Raw genomic sequence first — 21,356 nt, 5'->3', positions numbered from 1 at the left:
GGCGGAATCGTAACACGCAGAGTATTGGCGGTGGGAAATGAAGCGCTCACCGATGAAGCCGGGTAAGCCGCTGGCGCGCACACCATTCAATCGCACCTCGCCCATGCCCACCACCGGCATGCTCTCCGTGCAGTCGCACCAGCGCACGGCGCCGAAGCGTAAGGCCGGCTTGAAGTCAAAAGGCCCGCGATCAACACCCATCCGGCGCGCCGCGCGTGGCCAGGACTGCACGCTGCGCCTGGCCGTCTGTAACTTCGACCCTGATACCACCGTGCTCTGCCACAGCAATTTCCTGTCGGACGGGAAGGGCATGGGCCTGAAGGCTCCGGACACGGCCGCCGCGTTCGGCTGCAGCGCTTGCCACGACGTGCTCGACGGCCGGCGCCCGCGCCCGGCTGATCTGTCGCTGGCCGGCCTGGAGGCGGCTTTCCGCGCTGCCGTCAGCACCACACACGAAATTTTACGGTCGATGGGCCTGCTCGATGCAGCGCCCGTCGCCATTCAACCTACATTGGAACACCCATGAGCGCCTTTAGCCCGCAAGAGCAAAAACACCTGAAAGAAGCCGCGTACAGCGAATTCCTGCGCGCCAAGATCAAGCTGGCGCAGCGCAAGGGCTTCGACGTGCCGCTGGCCGATATCCATCCCGGCCTCAAGCCGCACACGCGTGACATCGTGCGCTGGGCCCTGGCAGGCGGCCAGCGCGCCATCTTCGCCTCGTTTGGCCTGCACAAGACCAGCACCAACCTGGAGGTGATGCGCCAGATCGGCATCCACCGGCCAGGCCTGCGCCTGATCGTGCTGCCGCTGGGCGTGCGCCAGGAGTTCATCCGCGAGGCGGCAAAGCGCTTCACGGGCGAATACGAAGTGCAAGTGCGCTTCATCCGCACGGACGCCGAGATCGTTGGTCAGGACGTTGTCTACCTGACGAACTACGAATCGGTGCGCGAGGGCAAGATCGACGTGCGCAAGTTTCGCGCTGTCGGCCTGGACGAGGCAAGCATGCTGCGCAGCTACGGTAGCAAGACCTATCAAGAGTTCCTGCCGCTGTTTGAACAGGTCGAGTTCAAATTTGTCTACACGGCTACGCCATCGCCGAACCGCTTCAAAGAATTGATCCACTATGCCGGCTTCCTGGGCGTGATGGACACGGGCCAAGCCCTGACGCGATTTTTCCAGCGCGACAGCGAGAAGGCCGGCAACCTGACGCTGTATCCGCACAAGGAACAGGAATTCTGGTTGTGGGTGGCCAGTTGGGCCGTTTTCATCCAGCGCCCGAGCGACTTGGGCCATTCGGACGAGGGCTACGACCTGCCAGCGCTCGACGTGCGCTTTCACGAAGTGCCGAGCAACTACGACACGGCCGGCGCCGAGAAGAACGGCCAGGGCCTGCTGATCCCGAACGTGGCCATGGGCCTGTCGGCCGCCGCTGGCGAGAAGCGTGACAGCATGGCCGCGCGCGTGGCCAAGGTGGCTGAGATTATGGCTGCGGATCCTGATGACCATTTCCTGATCTGGCATGACCTGGAGGATGAGCGCCACGCCATCCAGGCGGCCGTGCCCGGCGTGGTCAGCGTGTGGGGCACGCAGGACCTGGACCAGCGCGAGCAGCGCATTGCCGATTTCAGTGACGGCAAGATCAAGGATCTGTCGACCAAGCCGATCATCGCCGGCAGCGGCTGTAACTTCCAGGTGCATTGCCACCGTGAGATTTTCGCGGGCATCGGCTTCAAGTTCAACGATTTCATCCAGGCCATCCACCGCGTCCAGCGCTTCCAGCAGCAGCACGCGGTGCGCATCGACATCATCCACACTGAGGTCGAGCGCAAGGTGCTGGCCGATCTGATGGAAAAATGGCGCCGCCACGACGAAATGCAGGCCAAGATGGGGCAGATCATCCGCGCCTATGGCCTGGACCAGCTGTCCATGCAGGATTCGCTGGCGCGCACCATCGGCGTCGAGCGCGCCGTGGTGGCCGGCGAGCGCTTCTCGGTGGCTAATAACGACTGCGTGCTCGAAGCCATGCAGCAGCTGGATAACTCGGTGGGCATGATCATCACCAGCGTCCCGTTCGCCAACCATTATGAATACACGCCGAGCTATAACGACTTTGGCCACACCCAGGACAACGATCACTTCTGGGCGCAGATGGACTTCCTGACGCCGGAACTGCTGCGCATCCTGCAGCCGGGCCGCATCTACGCCTGCCACGTCAAGGACCGCATCAATTTTGGCAACGTTACCGGCGCCGGCGTGCCCACCGTCAGCCCGTTCCACGCCGAGGCGCTGTTCCACGGCATCAAGCACGGTTTCGATTACATGGGCATGATCACCGTCGTGACCGACGTGGTGCGCGAAAACAACCAGACCTACCGCCTGGGCTATTCCGAGGTGTGCAAGGACGGCACGAAGATGGGCGTCGGCTCGCCGGAATACATCCTGCTGTTCCACAAGCCGCAGACGGACCGCAGCCGTGGCTATGCCGATACGCCTGTGACCAAGGCCAAGCCAATGTGCCTGGACGATGCCGGCGACCGGATCCCGTTCGACCGCAAGGCCGCACCCATTCCCGGTACCGGCTACAGCGTGGCGCGCTGGCAGGTCGACGCGCATGCGTTCTGGCGCTCGAGCGGCGACCGCCTGCTGGGCGCGGCCGAACTGGCCAGCTTCGGCCCTGGCAAGTTGGCGAAGCTGTTCACCAACATGTCGCTGGAGAACGTCTATAACTACGAATACCACGTCGAGGTGGGCGAGGCGCTGCTGGCTGGCAAGGCGCTGCCTGCGGATTACCTCAGCCTTGCGCCCGGAAGCACCGACCCGGCAGTGTGGCACGACATCGTGCGCATGCGCACCCTGAATGGCGAACAGTCAGCGCGCGCGGTCGAAAAGCACGTTTGCCCGTTCCAGATCGATATCGTGGACCGCCTGATCAACCGCTACAGCAACTTGGGCGAGGTGATCTACGACCCGTTCTGTGGCCTGGGCACCGTGCCGGTGCGCGCAATGAAGCTGGGCCGCCAAGGCCGCGGCAGCGAGCTGAACCCGGCATATTTCGCTGACCAGGTGCACTACTGCCAAGCCATGGAGCGCGAAGTCAGCATGCCCACGCTGTTCGATATGGAGCTGATGGACGAGGAGAATGCAAAGTGAAGATCGATCATCCAATGTCAGCACGCCGCGTCGCGGCGATCACTGCGGCGCTGGCCAGTCAGGCGCTCAGCGCGCGCGACCTGGCACCGCTCGTCTTCCTCAGCGTCGAGCAGACGCGCCGCTATCTGGTGCAGATGCACCTCGACGGCGCCGTGCGCATTGCGCGCTGGGCCGTACAGGCTACCGGGCGCGAAACTCGGCTGCCTGCGTACAGGGCAGGCGCCGGCCGTGATGCGCCGCGACCGGCGGTGCTTACGTCGGCTCAGCGCCAGATCAAGCACGTGGCGCGCGTCAGGCGCGACGAAGACCGGTATGAACTGCACAAGGCCCGCAATCGTGCGCGCAAGCTGAAAACGGTACGTGATCCGCTGGTGGCTGCGCTGTTTGGCGCGGCGCGCGCGCAGGAGGGCCGGCTTTGAATTACTACAGCCATCACATCGGCGACTTTGACCGCGCGACCCGGCACCTGACGCGTATTGAGCGTAGCGTGTATCGCGATTTGCTCGACACCTACTATGACACTGAGCAACCGCTGACGCTGGACCGGGCCGCACTGTGCCGAAAAATCCTTGCACGTTCCAACGAGGAGGCAACGGCCGTTGAACAGACGTTGAACGAGTTTTTCATCGAAACGCCGACCGGCTGGTATCACCAGCGGTGCGAGGAAGAGCTAGAGGCATACCGCGCGTCGAATAGCCAGAAATCGGCAGCTGGGAAGGCATCTGCTGCCAAAAGAGCATTGAAATTGCAACAGGCGATGAACGGGAGTTCAACGACCGTTGCAACGACCGTTGAACAGACGCTCAACGGCTCGGCAACTAACCAAGAACCAATAACCAATAACCATAAACCAGTAAACCTAAAACCTACGTCGGCTTCGCCTCTGGGGGGATACCCCGAGGAATTCGAAACGGCATGGGATGCATACCCACCACGCCCTGGTGCAAGCAAAAAGGACTCGCACAAGGCCTGGGTTGCGCGCAGGAGGGAGGGTGTACCGGCCGAAGCGCTTCTTGCTGGCGTCCAGCGCTACGCGAACTACGTGCTGCTCTCGCGCACCGAGCCGCAATTCACGAAACAGCCGGCCACGTTCTTCGGGCCAGGAGAGCACTACAAGGCCGACTGGGCAGTCGGCGCAACGCAAACACAAAAAGGCGTCATCCATGGAAACTTTGGCAAGCAGGATTACCACAAGGGTGTTGGGGCAGATGGCACCTTTTGAAGGCAAGAAGCGCTACGCCAGCGCGCAGATCGAGCGGTGCCCGATGCACGGCGAGTACACGGCCATGCTGATTCGGGACGCCTGGTCCGGCTGCCCAGATTGCATGAACGTCGAGGACCAGGTACGCGAGGCCGAGCAGCGCGCCGCCTGGCGCCAGGAGCTCAAGGCGCGCGAGTGGAGCGCAAAGCTCGGCCGTGCTGCTATTCCCGAGCGTTTTGCTGATCGCCGCCTCGAATCGTACCGGCCGGATTGCCCTGGCGCCGAGCGCGCGCTGACGGTGGCCACCCGGTACGCCGAGAACTTCGAAGACGCCCGGGCCACTGGCGCGTGCCTGATCTTCGCTGGCGATGTCGGCACCGGCAAGACTCACCTGGCCGTGGGCATCGCCCACCACATCATGGGCCACGGCCGCCAGGCGGTGTTCACGTCGGTGATGCGCGCCGTGCGGTCCGTCAAGGAAACCTACGCAAAGGGCGCCGGGCGCACCGAGGCGCAGGCCATCCGCGACCTGGTCGAGCCTGATCTGCTGATTCTCGACGAAGTGGGAGTGCAGCACGGCAGCGACACGGAAAAGCTGATCCTGTTCGAGATCATCAACGGCCGCTACGAGGCGGCGCGCCCGACCATCGTCATCAGCAACCTTGATGCGGACGGCCTGGAGCAGTTCCTGGGCGAGCGTGCTTTCGATCGATTGCGCGAGGGCGGCGGCAGGCTGGTGGTCTTCGATTGGCAGTCGCATAGGGGAAAACGTCCGAGCGTCCAGGCTGCGAATACCGTTCAGGATTTGCCAGAGGCACCGCCGCACTGCGCAAGGGGCATGGACACTACGAAGTGACGTACTCATCAGAAAAACGCCTTAAAAGGCTTCAAATGAAAAATCAAGAAAACAAAATCGCAGCAAACAAACGCCTGGCCGAGCTGCTGGGCTGGTCCAACATTGTCGAGGTAGGCGGCGCCCTGGTCGGGACACCGCCGGCGGGCGCGCTCGCAAGTCGCGGCCAGGCCATGGTGCCGGACTGGGTGGGCGACTGGGCGGCGTCCGGGCAATTGATTTGCGAATACCGTGTCGATCTCGAATGGTCGCATGACGGAAAGGACGTGGTGGCGATCATCAACAGAAACTACATGTACGAGGAATTCACGGTGCTGCTGGCCGACTTCAGTACGCCCGATGCGGCCGCACGTGCCGCCGTGGTGCGCGCCGTCGCCGAGCTGGTGGGCTGCGCATGATGGCCCGTGGCTTACAGGCGCTGGGCCGCCTCAAGGTCGGCGCCATGAACAAGACTGAGGCCGCGTATGCGCAGACGCTGGAGCTGCGCAAGGCCGCCGGCGAGGTGGCCTGGTACAAGTTCGAAGGCCTGAAATTCCGCCTGGCCGACAACACGTTTTACACGCCCGACTTCGCCGTGCAGCTGGCCGACGGTGCGCTGGAGGCGCACGAAGTGAAAGGGTACTGGCAAGAGGATGCGCGCGCGAAGATTAAAATCGCGGCCGACATGTATCCGCTTCGCTTCGTCGCCATCCAGGCGCTGCCGAAGAATGCGGGCGGTGGATGGAAAGTGGAGGAATTTTGACGCAATGGACTTGCAGATGTGAATAAACCGGCTAGATAATTGCTTTTTGGAAATTGTGATGACATACTGTATTTTTAAATAACTATGGGCATGTTATGGCATTCGGATTCGGATTTTTAATTCGGGCAGAAGGTGGTGAAGCGGACAATGGTCGAGTGAACTTGTACGACGGTGCGCAGTCAATAAGCGGTTTGGCTCGTTGTTTGAATTTGGTTGCTCACGCGTTTGCTAATGGAGAGGCTGTTCGAACCAAAGGTGATAACCCAAAAGGTGTCGAAACGTTTCTCCATGCCTCAAAAAAAGGATGTTTTGAAGAAAGAATAGATATTGAGTTTAGTGATGCACTTGCTAAAAAAATTGGCAAGTCAGTGATCCAAAAAAATTTTTGGGATTATTTGTTATGGTCATGGTCTGCTGCTGTCGGCAGAAAATATGATCCGGTAACACCTTATGTTCGCAAAATTGAAAATAAAAACACTCCATATGCTGATGAAATTGCTGATGCATTGCAAAGTGCAATGAACGATTTTCATCGTTTGATCAGCGAGGCTCCTGGAACGACAATAAGCCTCGCTAAATTGATAGGGGAAGATGAGCTGGTACTTAATGATGAAACTTATCAGTATGTTTCAGCCGCTCTTAGGTCTCCAGAACCAATATATGCGTATGGAAATGTAACCAAGTATAATATATTATCCGGCTCTGGTCGTTACTTTGATGATAAGCGACGGGAGGTTGTTTCATTTCTTCTTTTGAATCATAAAGAAAAGCCAAATGATGAGGGGCTTGCCGTTAGGTCAATGGAGCAGCGAATATTAGGCGAGGAAGGAAAAATTAGGTTTAGAGGCGACACAATAACAACATCTCGTGGAGTATTGAAAAGATTTTTAGTGGAAAGTATCGAGTTGGAAAAATTGTGAAAACACCATTATCGCCAATTTTTTGTTTTGAGTATTTTAATGTATGTTATCGATTATCAGAGTGGCTAATCATGTGGCAGATATTTGCTATTGTGCTTACTTCTGTTGTCGGAATAATAGGAGTCATTAAAGTATATTCAGAATTGCAGAGAATTAAGGATCAGCGAGCAAAGGAATCCGCAGCAATTGAACTCGCTGCGAAACTTAAACGAACAGAATTTTTTCTAAGTCAACACCGCCGGCTATTCGATGATCAAAAACTTTTTGAGGTCTTATGTTTACTCGATAGTGATGACTGGAAATTGGCCGAAAGAGCTATGTGGGACAGTAATCGAAAATTCTTGACATTTATAGAGGAGATCGAGCTGTTGGTCGGTGCCGGGCAAATAAATTCTGATGTGGCTCAGTACATGTTCGGATATTACGCCTGCTGTGCAAGAAATGGTCCAAACTTTAACGCCGGAATTAATTCACGGGAATCCTATTGGCGACTATTTAATAGATTCTGCGATTCTCATGAAGAATTTCAGCGGCGAATTGAGGACGATAAAACCTTCTTGCCTAGGCTATAAAGTACGGCGAGATTTGTGCTGAGTGAGGTTGCAGAAAAAATCATGGAGATTGAATTGAGGTTGATGATCAGGTGCGAGCGCTGCGGCAAAGCATCTGTAAGGCGATGGTTTTCCTGCGCGGCGTCTCGAGTATAGAGATCGCGTGGACTTCACTCGCGGTCGTGCGCGAGTTCAACCGGACTGGCGTGCTTTGCGTATGAGCTGCGCCGGAGAGTGGCAGGGCTAGCACTTGTCAAAAAAGGGTGTTAACGTTGACGTACGGAATGAAGGGGAACTCATGGGCTTCGCAGAAAAGTATGTAGCATCGATCAACTCGACCAACCTGAAAGACGACGAGAGGCATCACCTTACCGAGGCCCTTGCCGCGGCGGCGCTGGCCGACCGGTCGGGTGCAGGCCTGGGGGCATTGTTGTCGAGGGTGAAGTATGCAGACGGTGCTGCGCGCCAGCTCTTCGAAAGTGGCTCGGCAAACCTGGCGCAGTTGCTGCGTATTTGGACGGCAGCTGTTGCTGAAAAGGGGCGCTCGCGTGGTTGGGTTAAGGCGAACACTGCATGGGACCAGCAAGCAGCCCAAGCCCTGTACCGCCGTGTGGCGCATGCGTCGCTTGCGCACTGGCTCGATGGGAAATGCGTTGCTTGCCAAGGAACGGGCGTAACGAATAATCGGCAGTTCTGCGTGCCGTGCAAGGGAGGTGGCAAGGGGGAGGTGCAATGCGCCGGAGGGTTTGAGTTCGAACGGATTAATGATATGGTAAGTGAATTAGATGGCTTGGTGCAGTCGCACAATGCGCGAGCGGCAAGTCGCTTACGAAATTATTAAAGGTCTTGCCTTATGAATCGAAAGCAGTTTATAACTCAAAATGGGGCCACTTGCGATAACTGGACATGGAGCTGGTCTTTTGTAAATCATTCGGCACGAGAGATTATTTTTGGAGCCTGGGATGTGAACACTGAAGGCAATGGCACACTCATTTTCTCCGATCGATGGAAAATAAACAAACGAACCGGGAAACGTCAGAGTGCCTACAACCAGTCGGTAGAACATATTGGTTTTCTTGAGAATGAGGGTTACAAGCTTAAAATCTTCAAGATGATTCAGTCGGATAAGAATAAACGATCAGATGGCACTGGCCCTGCGGCCATTGGTAAGTTTGATCCGATTTTGAAACCAGCTCGATTTGTGAGAAGCGGTGGGGATCTGTACGCTTACGAGCACGAGGCAATCGTCATTCGTGAGGAGGATATTGTTTTTGAGGAAAAGATTGGCAATATTGAAAGTTATATCGAGGGAGCGGTAAAATCGATAACTGTTAATGCATACGAGCGAAATCCGGAGGCGAGGCAGAAATGTATCAACCATTGGGGAGCAACGTGCAGGGTGTGCGAATTTGATTTTGGGAAGATTTATGGTGAAATCGGTAAAAACTACATTCACGTACATCATTTGATTCCCTTGGCAATGCGAGGTGCGCAATATGAAGTCAATCCAATAGATGATCTCTTGCCAGTATGCCCAAATTGTCACGCAATGCTACATATGGATGAGCAGCCCAGTCCGGGTGAGGACAAGCTTTGGAAGGTAAGGGCTCTTCAAAACGCTATGAAATTGCAACGTCGTTAATTTATCTAAACATTCATTTAAAAATGATTGCAATATATATTTTGAAGGCGTAAAATTATCTTACACAAACTTGCTGCACTCGTAATAGTCGTTTCTTTGCGACACCGATAGCAGTAATTCGCGAGGCGCCCATCTTTCGATGGATTCGCTCGCGATAAAATTTTGTAGCTCACCATGCAGATTGTCATGGGAGTAAAAACGAAGCCACCCTTGAGGTGGCTTTTTCTATGCCGCTGCGGCCGATTCTGCTCGGTACTGCAAGACCACCTTTTCCATGTGAGCTAGAACATCGTCATAACGGATCGAAACCACAGCGCTGGGACTGCCGTTTTCGAAACAAAGCTTGTCGCCCGTGTTTGATGCCCAGGCTTGAACGCACTTGTTGTCGAAAGGTGGTGCCGAGTTTTGCACATCGATAGGGCAGCGAAGACCAACTGTCTGCTTGGCAGTGCGGAATGAATTCTGCGTACGTTCCGTATAGCGGAAGACGTATGCAGGAAGAAATGACTTGTTCACATCAGCTCCAAAGATGAAGCCGTCCTCAGGGGCGGGGAGGCGTTTCAGTCTATATTGTATGCGTTTCTGTCAATATTGCAAAAAATTAACTTAACGGTAAGTTTTCAATCCCGACGTGATCATCGCGCGGGCGTAGCTCAATGGTAGAGCGGAAGCCTTCCAAGCTTTCCACGCGGGTTCGATTCCCGCCGCCCACTCCAGCTTCTCCTTGACCGGCACGCCCGGTTTCGCCGCCGGCCGCATCACTGCACTGGCGGCATCTTTTTTGCATTGCGCGAGCGCTCTAACACGGTCTTGATCATGGCAGAAAGTTGCTCAAGCGGGCGATCCAGGATTTTTTCACGCTGCACGGCTGCTACTAGGCCAACTAAATCCGAGTGGTGGAGTGTTTCTATCATTTGGCTTGCATCGTAGCGAGGGCCTACGGAGCCAGAGCTTAACCAGCGTGATATTTGGCGGTTGTGTCCGTGGGTGTAGTCATTGAATATTTTGTAATGATTTCTGAAAACCTCAAACCACTCCCCCAACTGGTGTGTGGCTCGAAGTTTCTGAGCCATCTTGTCGAAATTTGATGGGAAATATTTTAGCTGAAATATTTGCTCCACCTGCCCATCTGTGGCGCATGAGTCTATCCACACTCCTGTTACAGCTGCCTCAAGCAGCGAACGCTGCAAGGCTGTTGCGCTAGCGAATGCACCTTCCTGCACGAGCAGTAGAAGGGCTTCACGATGATCTAGCGCCAGGTTTAGGTATGCCATTGCCAGATAAGACCGCCGGTCAAGCTCTCCTTGGTCGCCAAGTATTTCTTGCAAAGAAAATGAGATCGCAGCGGACTGTTCGAGTGCGAGTTCCAGATTGTCATCCTGCATAGGTTGGCTCCGTATTGCTGCATGGTTGTGTGCGGTCGGTAGCAAATCCTACCATTGCGAACCTGCCAGCGCGCTCCCGTGGCAGAGCTTCAAGAAACGGGCGCAGCTCACCGACGTAGCAAAGATCCAGAGGACTCCAGCCGCGATTCACTGCGGCGCCTGCTGGGGGCGGGCGGTGACATTTCGAAAGCCAATATGCAGAAAATCCAACACACATCGAACAACGGCGTGCTCGGCGCACCTGTAGGCTGGAACCTGGCCGACCTGCCGTGCAACGCGCTGCCGATCACGCGCACGCACGTTGGCGACCTGCCGGCCGTGCTGTCGTACTGGCGCCCCGATGCTGACGAACTGGCCGCGCTGAACGCCGGCGGCGCCGTCCGGCTGTGGGTGGTGGGCGCAACGATGCCGCCCGTAATGCTCGATGTCGACGGCACGAGCTGATTCGCGCTACTCAAGCCGCTGAATGCCAAACCCGCTCGAAGAGCAGGTGCAGATAATAGGCGAGCTTAGCAAAGTTGGCAGCGACGCCCAGCTTGCGGCGGATTTTGATGTATTTACGTATGTTACTCATAAGTGGAGACCTCCATTGGGGTTTCGTGAGAAGGAGGCGGCCCACCGAGTACCGAAGGTGGGCCGCCGCTTGCGAATGTCATGGCAGATTTGCCTTCTGTCCGTCTCTAGTGTGGGTTAGCCGCGCCAAGCCATGAAAAATAACCGTTCTGCCACCCCTGGAGCTCGTCCAATCCCGCCCGAATGCTTCGCCGACCCGCTGAACAACCGCTACATGCCCGCGCCCGAGGTGCTCAAGTGGGCGCGCGCAACCATCCTCACCGAAGGCGGCGCGCTCTACAACCAAGACCACGCCCACCTGGAATACGCCGACGTGCAGTTCTTGTGGGCGCCGATGGGCTTCGTGAAGGCCGGCCGCACCGTGCTGGGCCAGTGCGAGGAAGTGACGTTCCGCTGCGGGCCATGGCAGAAGGGCCGCCAGCAACAGCAGATGGCCGACTGGTTCGGCGCGGTGCCGGACTTCCTCATTACCCTCGACGCTTCGTGTTGCCTGACCTGCAACGACGCTGAGTTCTGCGCGCTGCTCGAGCACGAGCTTTATCACATCGCCCAGGAACTGGATGAATTCGGCGCGCCAGCCTTCAACAAGTATGGGCTGCCGAAGCTGTGCATGCGTGCTCATGACGTCGAAGAGTTCGTCGGCGTGGTCCGGCGCTACGGCGCCAGCGAGGACGTGCAGCGCATTATCGACGCAGCAAAGACCGCGCCAGAAGTGGCGAAAATCAACATAGCGAGGGCGTGCGGAACGTGTCTTCTAAAGGCTGCGTAGCCTTTACGTTGCTTTACAGGAAACTAAAACATGGCCGCACTCAAGGACGAGGTGAAGCTGTACGTCGTCACCGCGCTGGCCTGTTTCGACTCGCCGACGCAGGTTTCGATAGCAGTAAAAGAGGAATTTGGCCTCGATGTGAGCCGCCAGCAGGTGTCCTGCTACGACCCGCACACGTACGTCGGCCGCAACTTGAGCCTGAAATGGCGCACGATCTTCGAAGAGACGCGCGCCAAGTTCCGCGCCACTGCCGAGGAAATCCCTATCGCCAGCAAGGCATTTCGCCTGCGTGGCCTGGCTCGGCTGGCACAGAAAGCCGAGAGCATGCGCAACTTGCCGCTGGTGGCCAGCCTCTACGAGCAGGCCGCCAAGGAAGTGGGCGATATCTACGTGAACAAGGGCAAGGCTGAGACGGCCGACCAGGCGCCCACACCTGTCGCCATTACCTTCGGCGTGAAAGACGCCAAGCGCCATGACGACAATCCAGTTTGACCTGAACGTCCCGCAGTCGAGCTTCTTGCAGTTGCCGCACAAATTCAAGGCCTACGTGGCTGGGTTCGGCTCAGGCAAGACGTTTGTGGGCTGCGCGGGCATCTGCGCCCACTTTTGGCAGTGGCCGGGCATCAATCAAGGCTACTTTGCGCCGACTTACCCGCAGATCCGCGACATCTTCTATCCGACGATGGAGGAGGTGGCCTATGCGATGGGCTTGCGCATCAAGGTGAAGCAGGGCGACCACGAAGTCGAGGTGTACGAGGGCCGCCGGTACCGGGGCACTGTAATCTGCCGCTCGATGGAAAAGCCTGAGACCATCGTCGGCTTCAAGATCGGCCATGCGCTGATCGATGAGCTGGACGTGATGCCCTTGAAGAAGGCGCAGATGGCCTGGCGCAAGATCATCGCCCGGATGCGCTACAACGTGCCGGGCCTGATGAACGGCATCGACGTGACGACGACGCCCGAGGGCTTCAAGTTCGTATATCAGCAGTTCGTGAAGGCAATCCGGGACAAGCCAGAGCTGGCCAGCCTGTACGGCCTGATCCAGGCGAGCACCTTCGACAACGAGTTGAACCTGCCAGACGACTACATCCCGTCGCTGATGGCCAGTTACCCGCCGGCGCTGATTGATGCCTACCTGCGCGGCAAGTTCACCAACTTGACCAGCGGCAGCGTGTATGCCGACTTCGACCGCGCGCTGAACCACACGAATGAGATCATCCTGCCCGGCGAGCCGCTGATGGTGGGCCTCGACTTCAACGTGCAGAACATGACCGCCTGTGTCAACGTGGTGCGCGACGGCCTGCCGCGCACGCTGGCCGAGCGCGTGCAGGTGCGCGATACGCCAGCCATGGCCAGGATCCTGAAGGAAGACTTCAAGGACAAAGGCCACCAGGTGAAGATTTTCCCGGATGCGTCCGGCCAGAACACCAGCAGCAAGAACGCCAGCGAGTCCGACCTGTCCATTTTGCGCCAGGCGGGCTTCCTGCTCGAAGTGAACCACTCAAACCCTGCGGTCAAGGACCGGGTCAACGCCTACAACGGCATGATCCTGAACGCGCAGGGCGAGCGCCGCTGGAAGATCAACACCGACATGTGCCCGACCACCACCGAGGCGCTCGAGCAGCAGGTGTGGGGAACTGACGGCCAGCCTGACAAGAAATCTGGCCACGACCATCCGAATGACGCGAACGGCTACTTCCTCGTGAAGCGCTACCCGATCGTGAAGAGCACGACGACCACCGCGCCGCTGCGCATGTAACAACAAGGATTTCCATGACCGACGCCGTACGCAAACAATCAGCCGAAGCCGCAAAGCTGAACGAGGATTGCGCCCTGGTAGCCGCGCTGCTGGGTGGCACCAAGGCCATGCGGGCTGCCGGCAAGACCTATTTGCCGCAGTGGCCAGGCGAGGACGCCGCAAGCTACGATCTGCGTCTGGCCGTGGCCACGTTGTTCCCGGCCTATGCTCGTACCATTGATGTGCTGTCGGCCAAGCCGTTCAGCAAGCCGGTGACACTGGGCGAGGATGTGCCGGAACGGCTCAAGCCTTGGTTGCAAAATGTCGACTTGTCCGGCCGCGACCTGCATAGCTTCCTGTCGGAGATCACCCAAGAGGCGATGGGCTACGGCTTCGCTGGCATCTTGGTCGACTTCCCCAAGGCTGGCAATCTGGTCACGAAGGCCGACGAGCAGGCCGCTGGCGTACGTCCGTACTTCGTTCAGGTGCACGTACAAAACATCCTGGGCTGGCTGCCGAAGAATGCCACCAGCCTGAACGGACTGACCCAGCTGCGGTTGCTGGAAAGCGTGTCCGAGCCGGATGGCGACTTCGACACCAAGGAAATTGAGCAGGTGCGCGTCCTGGGGCGGGGCACCTGGCAGACCTGGCGCCAGCGCGAGGCCGGCAGCAAGAAGGAGTGGGCGCTGTTCGAGGAAGGCGTCACCACGCTGGAGACAATCCCGTTCGTGCCCGTCTACGGCAAGCGCCTGGGTTACATGCAGGCCACGCCGCCGTTGCTCGAGCTGGCGCATAGCAACATCGAGCACTGGCAAAGCAAGAGCGACCAGCAGAACATCCTGCACATTGCGCGCGTGCCAATCCTGTTCTCCAAGATGCTGGGCGAGGGCGGCATCACGGTCGGCGCCGGGACCGCAGTGAAGTCGGACTCGCCCGAAGGCGACCTTAAATTCGTGGAGCACGGCGGCAAGGCCATCGAGGCCGGCCGTCTGTCCATCCTCGACCTGGAAGACCGCATGCGCCAGGCTGGCGCGGAACTGCTGGTGATCAAGCCTGGGAACGTGACCGAATCGCAGACCTTGGCCGACAACGAGCAGGGCGCATGCGCGCTACAGAAGATCGCGGGCAATGTCGAGGATGCTGGCGATCAGGCGCTTCAGTTCATGGCTGAGTGGGTGGGCGAAGCCGAAGGCGGCCACATCACCATCTTCAAAGACTTCGGCGCAGCGTCGCTAGCTGCCGCCAGTGCAGAGCTGCTGTTCAAAGGAGCATCGAGAGGCCTGCTGTCGGCCGAGAGCTACTTTAATGAACTCAAGCGTCGCGGCATCCTGTCGCCAGATCTAGATTGGGAATCGGAACGAGCGAAGATCAAAACAGCCAAAGATGGACGTGGGAGTTAACGATAAAAGGCACTAAGTGTCAGCGTTGGTATTTCGATCCCAAGCACATGTCGCACTTCCTTCTAACGAGGGAACGCTAAAATTGTTGCCGTGTGGGAATAGTGGCATAATAGCAGCGTCGAAATTTCTAAATTTATGATATGACTGTTGGAGCAGTGCCTGATGGCTTTATCTTGTCGTTGCAAATCATTGCCTCGGGAATGATGGGGGCGGATTATTTTTTTGATCCTGATCAAAGAGAAAATATTAATATATGGATAAATAGAAAGGCCAAGAATTTTCAATTGCGAGCAGAGTCGAACTGGAAGTTGTCGTATCAAGAGATTTTTGTTAATAATCGGACCAAGCTCGCAATAACTTTATTCCTATTTATTGCGTCCTTGGGAATGATGTTTTCACAAGAGTATATTGTGAGAAAATTCGGACTGTTGGGCATAGTCGTTCCGGTAACAGGGATTTTTTTATTCATATTCTCGGTTGCTGTATTCTCTAAAAACGTTTCGAATCATATATTTTCGGCGATGATTTCGTTATTTTTCTGGATAACGTCTTTTTTTGTGAGTTATTGTAAAAAAGGCGCTATCTTTGGAGTTGGATTCCTTTTTCTTTTGTTCTCATTCCTTTGCCGCTATTTAAATCTTCCCTAATATGTATTGCTGAATTGAAGCCGCCTTTAAATATGGCGGTTTTTTTTTGGTGCAAGCGAAGGCGCATGGAAACTGCATCGCAAGTTGCTGGCTGTGCGTGGGCCGCTTGGATCGGCTTCAACCTACAGATGGTTGCTTTCGCCGCGACGGCTTTGCCTGCGCACCAGGTTCACTTCGACGGATTCAGGGCGCGTCTGCCAGCTTCACTGCCCACGATGCTGGCGCCAGCCGAGATTGCTGCCGCCGTAGCTCACGAGCATGGACATGGCCGCCACCTGCATAACTGGACCAACCCGCTGCATCGATGCCTACTGCTGAATCCCGGGCTGCAGCGCCGGCGCCGACAGGAAATCGAAGCCGGCGTCTATGCCGCTGCGGGCGGGCACGGTGCTCTGGCCAGTGCGCTGCGCAAGCTGTCAAACCATCCTGACGATGTATCGCGGGCCGAGCGCCTATAACGCATGTAACAAAAACGATTTCACCGACCGCCCTTGTGGCGGTTTTTTATTGCCGCAAGCGGACGCGACGCGGTGCACGGCCGGAAGGCCATTGATAGGGCGGATGCCCGGAAAGAACGACCATGCCATTTAAATACAACGCTGACGGAACCATTGCGATCGACGGCGAAAAGAAGCTGCCGATCTTCATTCATCCCAACGGGACCGAAGCGCCATTCGACGCGGATACCACGCTGGGCACGATCACCCGCCTGAACGGCGAGGCCAAGACGCACCGCGAGGGCAAGGAGGCCGCAGAGGCCAAGCTGAAGAGCTTTGAAGGCATTGAAGACGGCGTGGCTGCACTGGCTGCCCTGAATACGGTGAAGAGCCTCAGCTCCGGCGAACTGAAGACGGCCGCCCAGGTCAAGGAAATCCAAGATGCGGCTGCCAAGACCGCGCAAGAGCAGGTCGCCGCGCAGGCCAAGGCAAGCGCCACTCAACTGCAGGAATTGACTGCACAGCTGGATAAACGCACCAACGAATTGAACACCCACATGATCGGCGGCGGCTTCGCCAGCTCGAAGCTGCTGACCGACGACAAGCACCCGAGCCGCCTTGCGATCCCAACCGAGATGGCAAAAGCCTATTTCGGCAGCCACTTTAAGGTCGAGGACGGCAAGATGGTGCCGTACGACGCCGCTGGCAACAAGATTTTCTCGCCGACCCGCCCGGGTGAGGTCGCTGATTTCGATGAAGGTTTGGCGCAGTTGGTACAAGCCTGCCCGTTTAAAGATCAAATCCTGAAGGGATCCGGCGCATCCGGCGGCGGCGCCCAAGGCGGAAATGGCGGCGGTGCAGGCGCCAAGCAAATCTCCCGCGCTCAATTTGAGGCGATGGGCGTCCAGGATCGCGCCGCAGCAATGAAAAGTGGCGTAACTGTCGCCGGTTAAAAGTTCGCAATTCAGGGCGACGCCTTGACGTCCTGCACGTGCCTTTTCGATGGATGTCGGAAGGGTGCTTTGGGCTGGATGGCCTCTCAGTTCTAAAACTCAAATCACCCCTCAATGGCTCGCTTTCGCGGGCCTTCTTCATTTTTGAAAGGCTTTACGACAATGGGCACTCTTACCCTGAACGGCTTGCTGCCGACTATCTACAACGCAATGGAGGTAATCTCGCGCGAGCAGATCGGCATGATTCCAGCAGTATCGCGCGACTCCAATGCTGAGCGTGCGGCAATCAATGAAACCGTGCGTTCGCCATCCGTCGGCCCTATGGTCGCCGAAGATTTGACGCCAGGCGCTTATGCTCCCGATACGCCGAATCAGGCCATCAACTACGTTGACATGACGATCCAGAAGGCGCGCTCGGTGCCATTTGGCATCACGGGCGAAGAAAATCGCGGCTTGAACAACGCTGGCACGCTGGGCGATATCAACGCGCAGCGCATTACCCAGGCGCTGCGCACGCTGGGCAATGAAGTCGAGGCCGATCTGGCTGCGCTGCACATCTACGCCTCGCGCGCCTACGGTACTGCCAACGTGACCCCGTTCGGCACGGCGGGCGATTTCACCGATTTCTCGAATCCGCTGCGCATCCTGGACGACAATGGCGCGCCACTGACCGACCGCCAAATGGTTCTGGGCTCGTCCGCGATCTCGAACATTCGCGGCAAGCAGTCCGGCCTGTTCAAGGCGAACGAAGCGAATAGCGATGAATTGCTGCGTCGCGGCATCATCGGCCAGGTCGAAGGCTGGGACATCCACAACTCGGGCCAGATCCGCTCGCTGGTTCCTGCCGGCACTGCGGCTGCTTCGACCACCAATGCTGCGGGTTATGCCGTCGGTGCCACGGTGATCAACCTGGCTGCTGCTGGTACCGGCGCCTACGTCACGGGCGACATCGTGGCGTTCGCTGGCGATGCCGACAACAAGTACCTGCTGTCAGCTGGCGATGCTGACACCTCGAACGGCGGCACCATCGTGCTGGCCGAGCCGGGCCTGCGCAAGGCAATTGTCGGTGCCACCGCGATTACTGTGATCGCGGCAACCACCCGCAACATGTTCTTCCACCGCTCGGCCATCCAGCTGGCTTGCCGCGCGCCGGCCATGCCGGATGAAGGCGACTCGGCCGATGACGTGATGATGGTGACCGACCCGGTTTCCGGCATTACCTACGAGTTCTGCATCTACAAGCAGAAGCGCCAGGTCCGCTACGAGGTCAACCTGGCATGGGGCGTGAAAGCAGTGGCGCCACGCCACATGGGCATTCTGATCGGCGCGTAAGCGTTGCTGGGCTAATCATCAACCTGGCCCGGCCAGCACTGCGGTGCTGCCGGGCCTCACCTGGACTTCACCATGGATACCCTCAAAATCGTATCGACGGACCTGCGCACGCAGGGCCCTTTCGTCGTAATCAATAAATCCGACTTCAACCCCGACGTGCACGAACTGTACGGCGACCAGGACCTGGGCGCGCCCACCGAGCGCGCGCCGACGATGGCCGAACTGCTGGCCGCGCGCGATCAACTCCTGGAGCGCGAGCGCTCACTGGACGCCGAGAAGGAGCGCATTGCCGCGCAGGAGCAGCGCCTGGCCGATCAAGCCCAGGCCAACGAAGTCGAAGCGCAGCGCCTGCGCAACGAAGCTGCAAGCCTGCAGGCTGCGAAAGATGTAGCTGCGGCCGCAACTCTTGCCACTTCGACCGAAAAGCCAGCAAAGGCTGCCAAGGCGTAATCCCTGGCCAGCACCGCCCCGCACGCCGGGGCATTTACATCAGGATAAGAATGCTCGTCATCGAAGCTGGCACCTGCATGTCGGACGCCGAGTCATATGCTTGCGATGCCTGGGTGGACGCGCACCATACCTAAAAAGGGGAAGTATGTCTCTCACCACCGCGCAAATGGCTGACGTCAGGCGCTATATGGGCTATTCGCTCGTGGGCACGACCATGCAGATCGGGCCGAATCATGATGTGGTTTATGGTCGCTTCGGCATGACCTTGATGTCGCTGTACACGCGCCTAACGACTTTGACGGCCGACGAGGAGGCTGTGCTGGTCAATACCTACCTCGCCAACCTTGGCCCGCTCGAAGCGGCGATCTTCGGCGCCGGCGCGAATCTGGACACCGACCAGGCCGCGATCTGGACGCACAACAAACGCGAGGTGGTGGATCGCACTGCACTGTTTAATCAGGTGCGGCGCCAGATGTGCGAGTTCATCGGCTTTCCGCCTGGCGGCCAGCTCGGCACCGGCTGCAACTCCATCAGGCTGGTGAGAGCATGAGTTTCTTCCCGGCAGTGAGGATCGACGGCTGTTTCATCGCAGATAATACTTATCGTGACGGCGACAAGGTCTGGATCGTAACGAACCTGATCGCACGCGCCAAGGATCTGGTCCCGTTCGACTTGCCGCTGGCGGCAATCTATTCGGGTTCGGAAGTGTGGCCGGCAGTGGGCTCGGCCTACGGCATTGCGCATCATGTGCGCCGAGCGCTCGATGTCGACACTAGCCACCCGATCATCATGTGCCAACAAGGCTTCATCATGGATGGCTGGCATCGCGTGCTACGTGCCCTAATTGAGGGCAAGTCGACGATCAAGGCGGTGCGCTTCGCCGAGACGCCGCCGCATGACTACTTAAAGGCCTCCTAATGGACGGCGCCACCATTCAAAACCGCGTTTATCGCGGCTACGCCAAAGCGGCCGCCAAGATCGGTATCGCACACGATCAGTATCGGCCCGCCGGCGCGCTAACGCCGCTGGCGACAGGGAACAAGCTGGCGAGCCTGCCGGCCAGCTTCAACGCCGAGAGCTTCACCTACGGGAAGCCGAACAAGTACGGCAAGCCAACCTGGTATGCCATCGTTGACGGCGCGCAGACGCGAGTGGGCGACTACTTGGTCGGACCGAGCGGCACGTTCTTCATCGCCGCTCAGCAGGCGCTGTTGCCGATCCTGGCAGTCGAGTGCAACCGAACGATTGATATCCTGCGCCCGCAGCAGCAAACGGGTGTGGGTGCGGTCGGCTACGGCGGCGACACAGACGACAACGAGACGCTGCTGATGCAAGCGTGGCCAGCCTCGGTGCTGCAGGGCGCCAAGGGCGAGAAGAATGAAACGAATCTTCCGGGCGACGTCCGCTCGCCTTGGTGGGCGGTGCTGTTGCCTGCGCTCCCAGGTATTCTGTTGCGCACGGCGGACATCATCACCGACGATCTAGGTCGCCGGCTGCTGGTCAGCTCGGCCGAGCTGACCGACATGGGCTGGCGCATCACCGCAATGCAGGCACTGACATGAGCGATATCGGCGACGTACAAAACAGCCTCGTGGCCATGGTTGCAGCTGCGGTCTACCCGGCCGGTACCGGCGCCGCCTCTGTCTCCGGCAAGGATATCGTTGTCTACGCCGGCTGGCCGACCAGTTCGCGCCTCGACGCAGATCTACTGGTGGAAAAGGCGCACGTCACTGTTTTTCAGACCCAAACCGAGGCGAACAAGACCCGTTACCCGAAGGATTGGAAGGAGGCGAGCATCAACACTGCAGGCCTGGCCATCGCGGTGACCGGCCAACAGATCACGATCAGCGGCGCACCGCATGAGTCATTTCAGCCTGAGAACGTCTCGGTCCGGATCGGCCGGAAGTGCTACGTGGTGGCCGCGAGACCGGAAGACACGCCTACGACGCTGGCTTCCGTCCTGGCGGTGCAGATTGCCGCCGATTGGCCGGCTGCAGTGGCAGCTGGCGGCGTCATCACGCTGCCAGCTGCGGCGAACATCACGGCGGCGCTGATCGGCGTGGTCGGCACCGTAGTGCGCGTGCTTCGCACCCTGGAACGCGTGTTCCAGATTACGGTCTGGTCGGCGACGCCGGCACAGCGCGACGTTATCGGCAGGGCACTCGATACCGCGCTGGCGGGAACTGAACGCTTCACGCTGGTCGATGGGTACGGCGCGCGGCTTATATATCGGAGCAGCCACGTAACTGACCAGCAGCAGAAGGCGAAGCTGTATCGGCGCGACTTTCAGTACAGCGTCGAGTATTCGACAACGCAGTCAATGACTGCAACCCAAATCACGCAAACCGCACTGAACAGTGCGGGAAGCGCTACTTAGGAATGCCATGAATTTCAATTTAACGGTTGTTGAAGCTTTCCTTTCCCACAGTAAAGGCGACGTGATCAACGACGCCGCGCAGGTCGCGCAGTATGTCGATTCTGAATGGCAAGGTCATTTCGTGAAGAGTGCGGCACCTGCGGCGTCTGCTACTAAACCGGCGACAAAGGGCTACGCTGCCGGGAAGTAATCCAACATCAAGCCATTTTGGCCGCCGTCGGGCGGCTTTTTCATTT

General features: G+C 58.0%; 26 protein-coding genes and 1 tRNA gene. 26 read left to right on the top strand and 1 reads right to left on the bottom strand.

What is annotated here, in order from left to right:
- Window positions 1-37: 37 nt before the first annotated feature.
- The 12 genes from SJI03_RS11270 to SJI03_RS11215 all read left to right on the top strand — a co-directional run bounded on the left by SJI03_RS11270 (window position 38) and on the right by SJI03_RS11215 (window position 9,775).
- Window positions 38-526, top strand: coding sequence for a nuclease domain-containing protein (locus SJI03_RS11270; protein WP_322427257.1), 489 nt, complete (start codon window positions 38-40; stop codon window positions 524-526).
- Complete coding sequence (locus SJI03_RS11265) at window positions 523-3,150, top strand: DNA methyltransferase (RefSeq protein ID WP_322427256.1); 2,628 nt, start codon at window positions 523-525, stop codon at window positions 3,148-3,150. The genes SJI03_RS11270 and SJI03_RS11265 overlap by 4 nt, the downstream gene beginning before the upstream one ends.
- Entirely contained in the window at window positions 3,147-3,569 is a 423-nt protein-coding gene (locus SJI03_RS11260; protein ID WP_322427255.1) for a hypothetical protein, read from the top strand. The genes SJI03_RS11265 and SJI03_RS11260 overlap by 4 nt, the downstream gene beginning before the upstream one ends.
- On the top strand, window positions 3,566-4,372 hold the full coding sequence (locus SJI03_RS11255) for a YdaU family protein (RefSeq protein WP_322427254.1): 807 nt from the start codon (window positions 3,566-3,568) through the stop codon (window positions 4,370-4,372). The genes SJI03_RS11260 and SJI03_RS11255 overlap by 4 nt, the downstream gene beginning before the upstream one ends.
- Window positions 4,314-5,207 (top strand): ATP-binding protein, encoded by an 894-nt coding sequence (locus SJI03_RS11250; protein ID WP_322427253.1) that lies wholly within the window; start codon window positions 4,314-4,316, stop codon window positions 5,205-5,207. Before SJI03_RS11255 ends, SJI03_RS11250 begins: the two co-directional genes overlap by 59 nt.
- A gap of 35 nt (window positions 5,208-5,242) precedes the next feature.
- Window positions 5,243-5,602 (top strand): hypothetical protein, encoded by a 360-nt coding sequence (locus SJI03_RS11245; RefSeq protein ID WP_322427252.1) that lies wholly within the window; start codon window positions 5,243-5,245, stop codon window positions 5,600-5,602.
- Window positions 5,603-5,646: 44 nt separating this feature from the next.
- Window positions 5,647-5,946, top strand: coding sequence for a DUF1064 domain-containing protein (locus tag SJI03_RS11240; protein WP_322427251.1), 300 nt, complete (start codon window positions 5,647-5,649; stop codon window positions 5,944-5,946).
- A gap of 95 nt (window positions 5,947-6,041) precedes the next feature.
- Window positions 6,042-6,866, top strand: coding sequence for a hypothetical protein (locus SJI03_RS11235; protein ID WP_322427250.1), 825 nt, complete (start codon window positions 6,042-6,044; stop codon window positions 6,864-6,866).
- Window positions 6,863-7,438, top strand: a complete 576-nt coding sequence (locus tag SJI03_RS11230; RefSeq protein ID WP_322427249.1) for a hypothetical protein — start codon at window positions 6,863-6,865, stop codon at window positions 7,436-7,438. Before SJI03_RS11235 ends, SJI03_RS11230 begins: the two co-directional genes overlap by 4 nt.
- 277 nt (window positions 7,439-7,715) lie before the next feature.
- Entirely contained in the window at window positions 7,716-8,258 is a 543-nt protein-coding gene (locus SJI03_RS11225; protein ID WP_322427248.1) for a hypothetical protein, read from the top strand.
- 123 nt (window positions 8,259-8,381) lie between these two features.
- Window positions 8,382-9,059, top strand: coding sequence for an HNH endonuclease (locus tag SJI03_RS11220; RefSeq protein ID WP_322427247.1), 678 nt, complete (start codon window positions 8,382-8,384; stop codon window positions 9,057-9,059).
- A 642-nt stretch (window positions 9,060-9,701) separates the two neighbouring features.
- Window positions 9,702-9,775, top strand: a tRNA-Gly gene (locus SJI03_RS11215).
- Window positions 9,776-9,817: 42 nt separating this feature from the next.
- Here SJI03_RS11215 and SJI03_RS11210 read toward each other — a convergent pair.
- A complete protein-coding gene (locus SJI03_RS11210; RefSeq protein ID WP_322427246.1) occupies window positions 9,818-10,444 on the bottom strand; it encodes a DUF6988 family protein in 627 nt (208 codons plus the stop codon).
- 195 nt (window positions 10,445-10,639) lie between these two features.
- Between SJI03_RS11210 and SJI03_RS11205 the strand changes: the two genes are divergently transcribed.
- From SJI03_RS11205 to SJI03_RS11140, 14 genes are all read left to right on the top strand, one after another.
- On the top strand, window positions 10,640-10,888 hold the full coding sequence (locus tag SJI03_RS11205; protein ID WP_322427245.1) for a hypothetical protein: 249 nt from the start codon (window positions 10,640-10,642) through the stop codon (window positions 10,886-10,888).
- A 262-nt stretch (window positions 10,889-11,150) separates the two neighbouring features.
- Window positions 11,151-11,786, top strand: a complete 636-nt coding sequence (locus SJI03_RS11200) for a putative metallopeptidase (protein WP_416208741.1) — start codon at window positions 11,151-11,153, stop codon at window positions 11,784-11,786.
- Window positions 11,787-11,816: 30 nt separating this feature from the next.
- Entirely contained in the window at window positions 11,817-12,278 is a 462-nt protein-coding gene (locus SJI03_RS11195) for a DUF2280 domain-containing protein (protein WP_322427244.1), read from the top strand.
- Entirely contained in the window at window positions 12,259-13,545 is a 1,287-nt protein-coding gene (locus SJI03_RS11190) for a terminase large subunit domain-containing protein (RefSeq protein ID WP_322427243.1), read from the top strand. The genes SJI03_RS11195 and SJI03_RS11190 overlap by 20 nt, the downstream gene beginning before the upstream one ends.
- Before the next feature lie 14 nt (window positions 13,546-13,559).
- Window positions 13,560-14,924: a DUF4055 domain-containing protein gene (locus SJI03_RS11185; protein ID WP_322427242.1), complete on the top strand. Its 1,365-nt coding sequence runs from the start codon at window positions 13,560-13,562 to the stop codon at window positions 14,922-14,924.
- Between the two features lie 712 nt (window positions 14,925-15,636).
- A complete protein-coding gene (locus SJI03_RS11180) occupies window positions 15,637-16,029 on the top strand; it encodes a hypothetical protein (protein WP_322427241.1) in 393 nt (130 codons plus the stop codon).
- A 122-nt stretch (window positions 16,030-16,151) separates the two neighbouring features.
- A complete protein-coding gene (locus SJI03_RS11175; protein ID WP_322427240.1) occupies window positions 16,152-16,961 on the top strand; it encodes a DUF6651 domain-containing protein in 810 nt (269 codons plus the stop codon).
- 114 nt (window positions 16,962-17,075) lie between these two features.
- Window positions 17,076-18,293: a P22 phage major capsid protein family protein gene (locus SJI03_RS11170; protein WP_322427239.1), complete on the top strand. Its 1,218-nt coding sequence runs from the start codon at window positions 17,076-17,078 to the stop codon at window positions 18,291-18,293.
- Between the two features lie 72 nt (window positions 18,294-18,365).
- Window positions 18,366-18,743: a hypothetical protein gene (locus SJI03_RS11165; protein WP_322427238.1), complete on the top strand. Its 378-nt coding sequence runs from the start codon at window positions 18,366-18,368 to the stop codon at window positions 18,741-18,743.
- 145 nt (window positions 18,744-18,888) lie between these two features.
- Window positions 18,889-19,293: a hypothetical protein gene (locus tag SJI03_RS11160; protein ID WP_322427237.1), complete on the top strand. Its 405-nt coding sequence runs from the start codon at window positions 18,889-18,891 to the stop codon at window positions 19,291-19,293.
- Window positions 19,290-19,661 carry a hypothetical protein gene (locus tag SJI03_RS11155; RefSeq protein WP_322427236.1) on the top strand — a complete coding sequence of 124 codons (372 nt, stop codon included), beginning with the start codon at window positions 19,290-19,292 and terminating at the stop codon, window positions 19,659-19,661. Before SJI03_RS11160 ends, SJI03_RS11155 begins: the two co-directional genes overlap by 4 nt.
- Window positions 19,661-20,305: a hypothetical protein gene (locus tag SJI03_RS11150; protein WP_322427235.1), complete on the top strand. Its 645-nt coding sequence runs from the start codon at window positions 19,661-19,663 to the stop codon at window positions 20,303-20,305. Before SJI03_RS11155 ends, SJI03_RS11150 begins: the two co-directional genes overlap by 1 nt.
- The gene (locus SJI03_RS11145) at window positions 20,302-21,120 is read left to right on the top strand and encodes a hypothetical protein (protein ID WP_322427234.1); all 819 of its coding nucleotides are present in this window, start codon (window positions 20,302-20,304) and stop codon (window positions 21,118-21,120) included. The genes SJI03_RS11150 and SJI03_RS11145 overlap by 4 nt, the downstream gene beginning before the upstream one ends.
- 7 nt (window positions 21,121-21,127) lie before the next feature.
- Window positions 21,128-21,310: a hypothetical protein gene (locus SJI03_RS11140; RefSeq protein ID WP_322427233.1), complete on the top strand. Its 183-nt coding sequence runs from the start codon at window positions 21,128-21,130 to the stop codon at window positions 21,308-21,310.
- Window positions 21,311-21,356: the final 46 nt, after the last annotated feature.

This window comes from Janthinobacterium sp. GMG1 (assembly GCF_034427795.1).
In the GTDB taxonomy this organism is placed as follows: Bacteria; Pseudomonadota; Gammaproteobacteria; order Burkholderiales; family Burkholderiaceae_D; genus Janthinobacterium.
The sequence above is the reverse complement of the archived record's forward strand: the minus strand, read 5'-3'. Positions and strand labels throughout refer to the sequence as shown.

Excerpts from the sequence above, each read along its gene's own strand:
- SJI03_RS11210 (WP_322427246.1), bottom strand. The coding sequence starts at position 10,444 with ATGCAGGATGACAATCTGGAACTCGCACTCGAACAGTCCGCTGCGATC.
- SJI03_RS11175 (WP_322427240.1), top strand. The coding sequence starts at position 16,152 with ATGCCATTTAAATACAACGCTGACGGAACCATTGCGATCGACGGCGAA.
- SJI03_RS11265 (WP_322427256.1), top strand. The coding sequence starts at position 523 with ATGAGCGCCTTTAGCCCGCAAGAGCAAAAACACCTGAAAGAAGCCGCG.
- SJI03_RS11185 (WP_322427242.1), top strand. The coding sequence starts at position 13,560 with ATGACCGACGCCGTACGCAAACAATCAGCCGAAGCCGCAAAGCTGAAC.
- SJI03_RS11180 (WP_322427241.1), top strand. The coding sequence starts at position 15,637 with ATGGAAACTGCATCGCAAGTTGCTGGCTGTGCGTGGGCCGCTTGGATC.
- SJI03_RS11240 (WP_322427251.1), top strand. The coding sequence starts at position 5,647 with ATGAACAAGACTGAGGCCGCGTATGCGCAGACGCTGGAGCTGCGCAAG.
- SJI03_RS11195 (WP_322427244.1), top strand. The coding sequence starts at position 11,817 with ATGGCCGCACTCAAGGACGAGGTGAAGCTGTACGTCGTCACCGCGCTG.
- SJI03_RS11160 (WP_322427237.1), top strand. The coding sequence starts at position 18,889 with ATGTCTCTCACCACCGCGCAAATGGCTGACGTCAGGCGCTATATGGGC.
- SJI03_RS11165 (WP_322427238.1), top strand. The coding sequence starts at position 18,366 with ATGGATACCCTCAAAATCGTATCGACGGACCTGCGCACGCAGGGCCCT.
- SJI03_RS11235 (WP_322427250.1), top strand. The coding sequence starts at position 6,042 with ATGGCATTCGGATTCGGATTTTTAATTCGGGCAGAAGGTGGTGAAGCG.
- SJI03_RS11205 (WP_322427245.1), top strand. The coding sequence starts at position 10,640 with ATGCAGAAAATCCAACACACATCGAACAACGGCGTGCTCGGCGCACCT.
- SJI03_RS11150 (WP_322427235.1), top strand. The coding sequence starts at position 19,661 with ATGGACGGCGCCACCATTCAAAACCGCGTTTATCGCGGCTACGCCAAA.
- SJI03_RS11145 (WP_322427234.1), top strand. The coding sequence starts at position 20,302 with ATGAGCGATATCGGCGACGTACAAAACAGCCTCGTGGCCATGGTTGCA.
- SJI03_RS11270 (WP_322427257.1), top strand. The coding sequence starts at position 38 with ATGAAGCGCTCACCGATGAAGCCGGGTAAGCCGCTGGCGCGCACACCA.
- SJI03_RS11170 (WP_322427239.1), top strand. The coding sequence starts at position 17,076 with ATGGCTCGCTTTCGCGGGCCTTCTTCATTTTTGAAAGGCTTTACGACA.
- SJI03_RS11250 (WP_322427253.1), top strand. The coding sequence starts at position 4,314 with ATGGAAACTTTGGCAAGCAGGATTACCACAAGGGTGTTGGGGCAGATG.
- SJI03_RS11140 (WP_322427233.1), top strand. The coding sequence starts at position 21,128 with ATGAATTTCAATTTAACGGTTGTTGAAGCTTTCCTTTCCCACAGTAAA.
- SJI03_RS11190 (WP_322427243.1), top strand. The coding sequence starts at position 12,259 with ATGACGACAATCCAGTTTGACCTGAACGTCCCGCAGTCGAGCTTCTTG.
- SJI03_RS11200 (WP_416208741.1), top strand. The coding sequence starts at position 11,151 with ATGAAAAATAACCGTTCTGCCACCCCTGGAGCTCGTCCAATCCCGCCC.
- SJI03_RS11225 (WP_322427248.1), top strand. The coding sequence starts at position 7,716 with ATGGGCTTCGCAGAAAAGTATGTAGCATCGATCAACTCGACCAACCTG.
- SJI03_RS11155 (WP_322427236.1), top strand. The coding sequence starts at position 19,290 with ATGAGTTTCTTCCCGGCAGTGAGGATCGACGGCTGTTTCATCGCAGAT.
- SJI03_RS11245 (WP_322427252.1), top strand. The coding sequence starts at position 5,243 with ATGAAAAATCAAGAAAACAAAATCGCAGCAAACAAACGCCTGGCCGAG.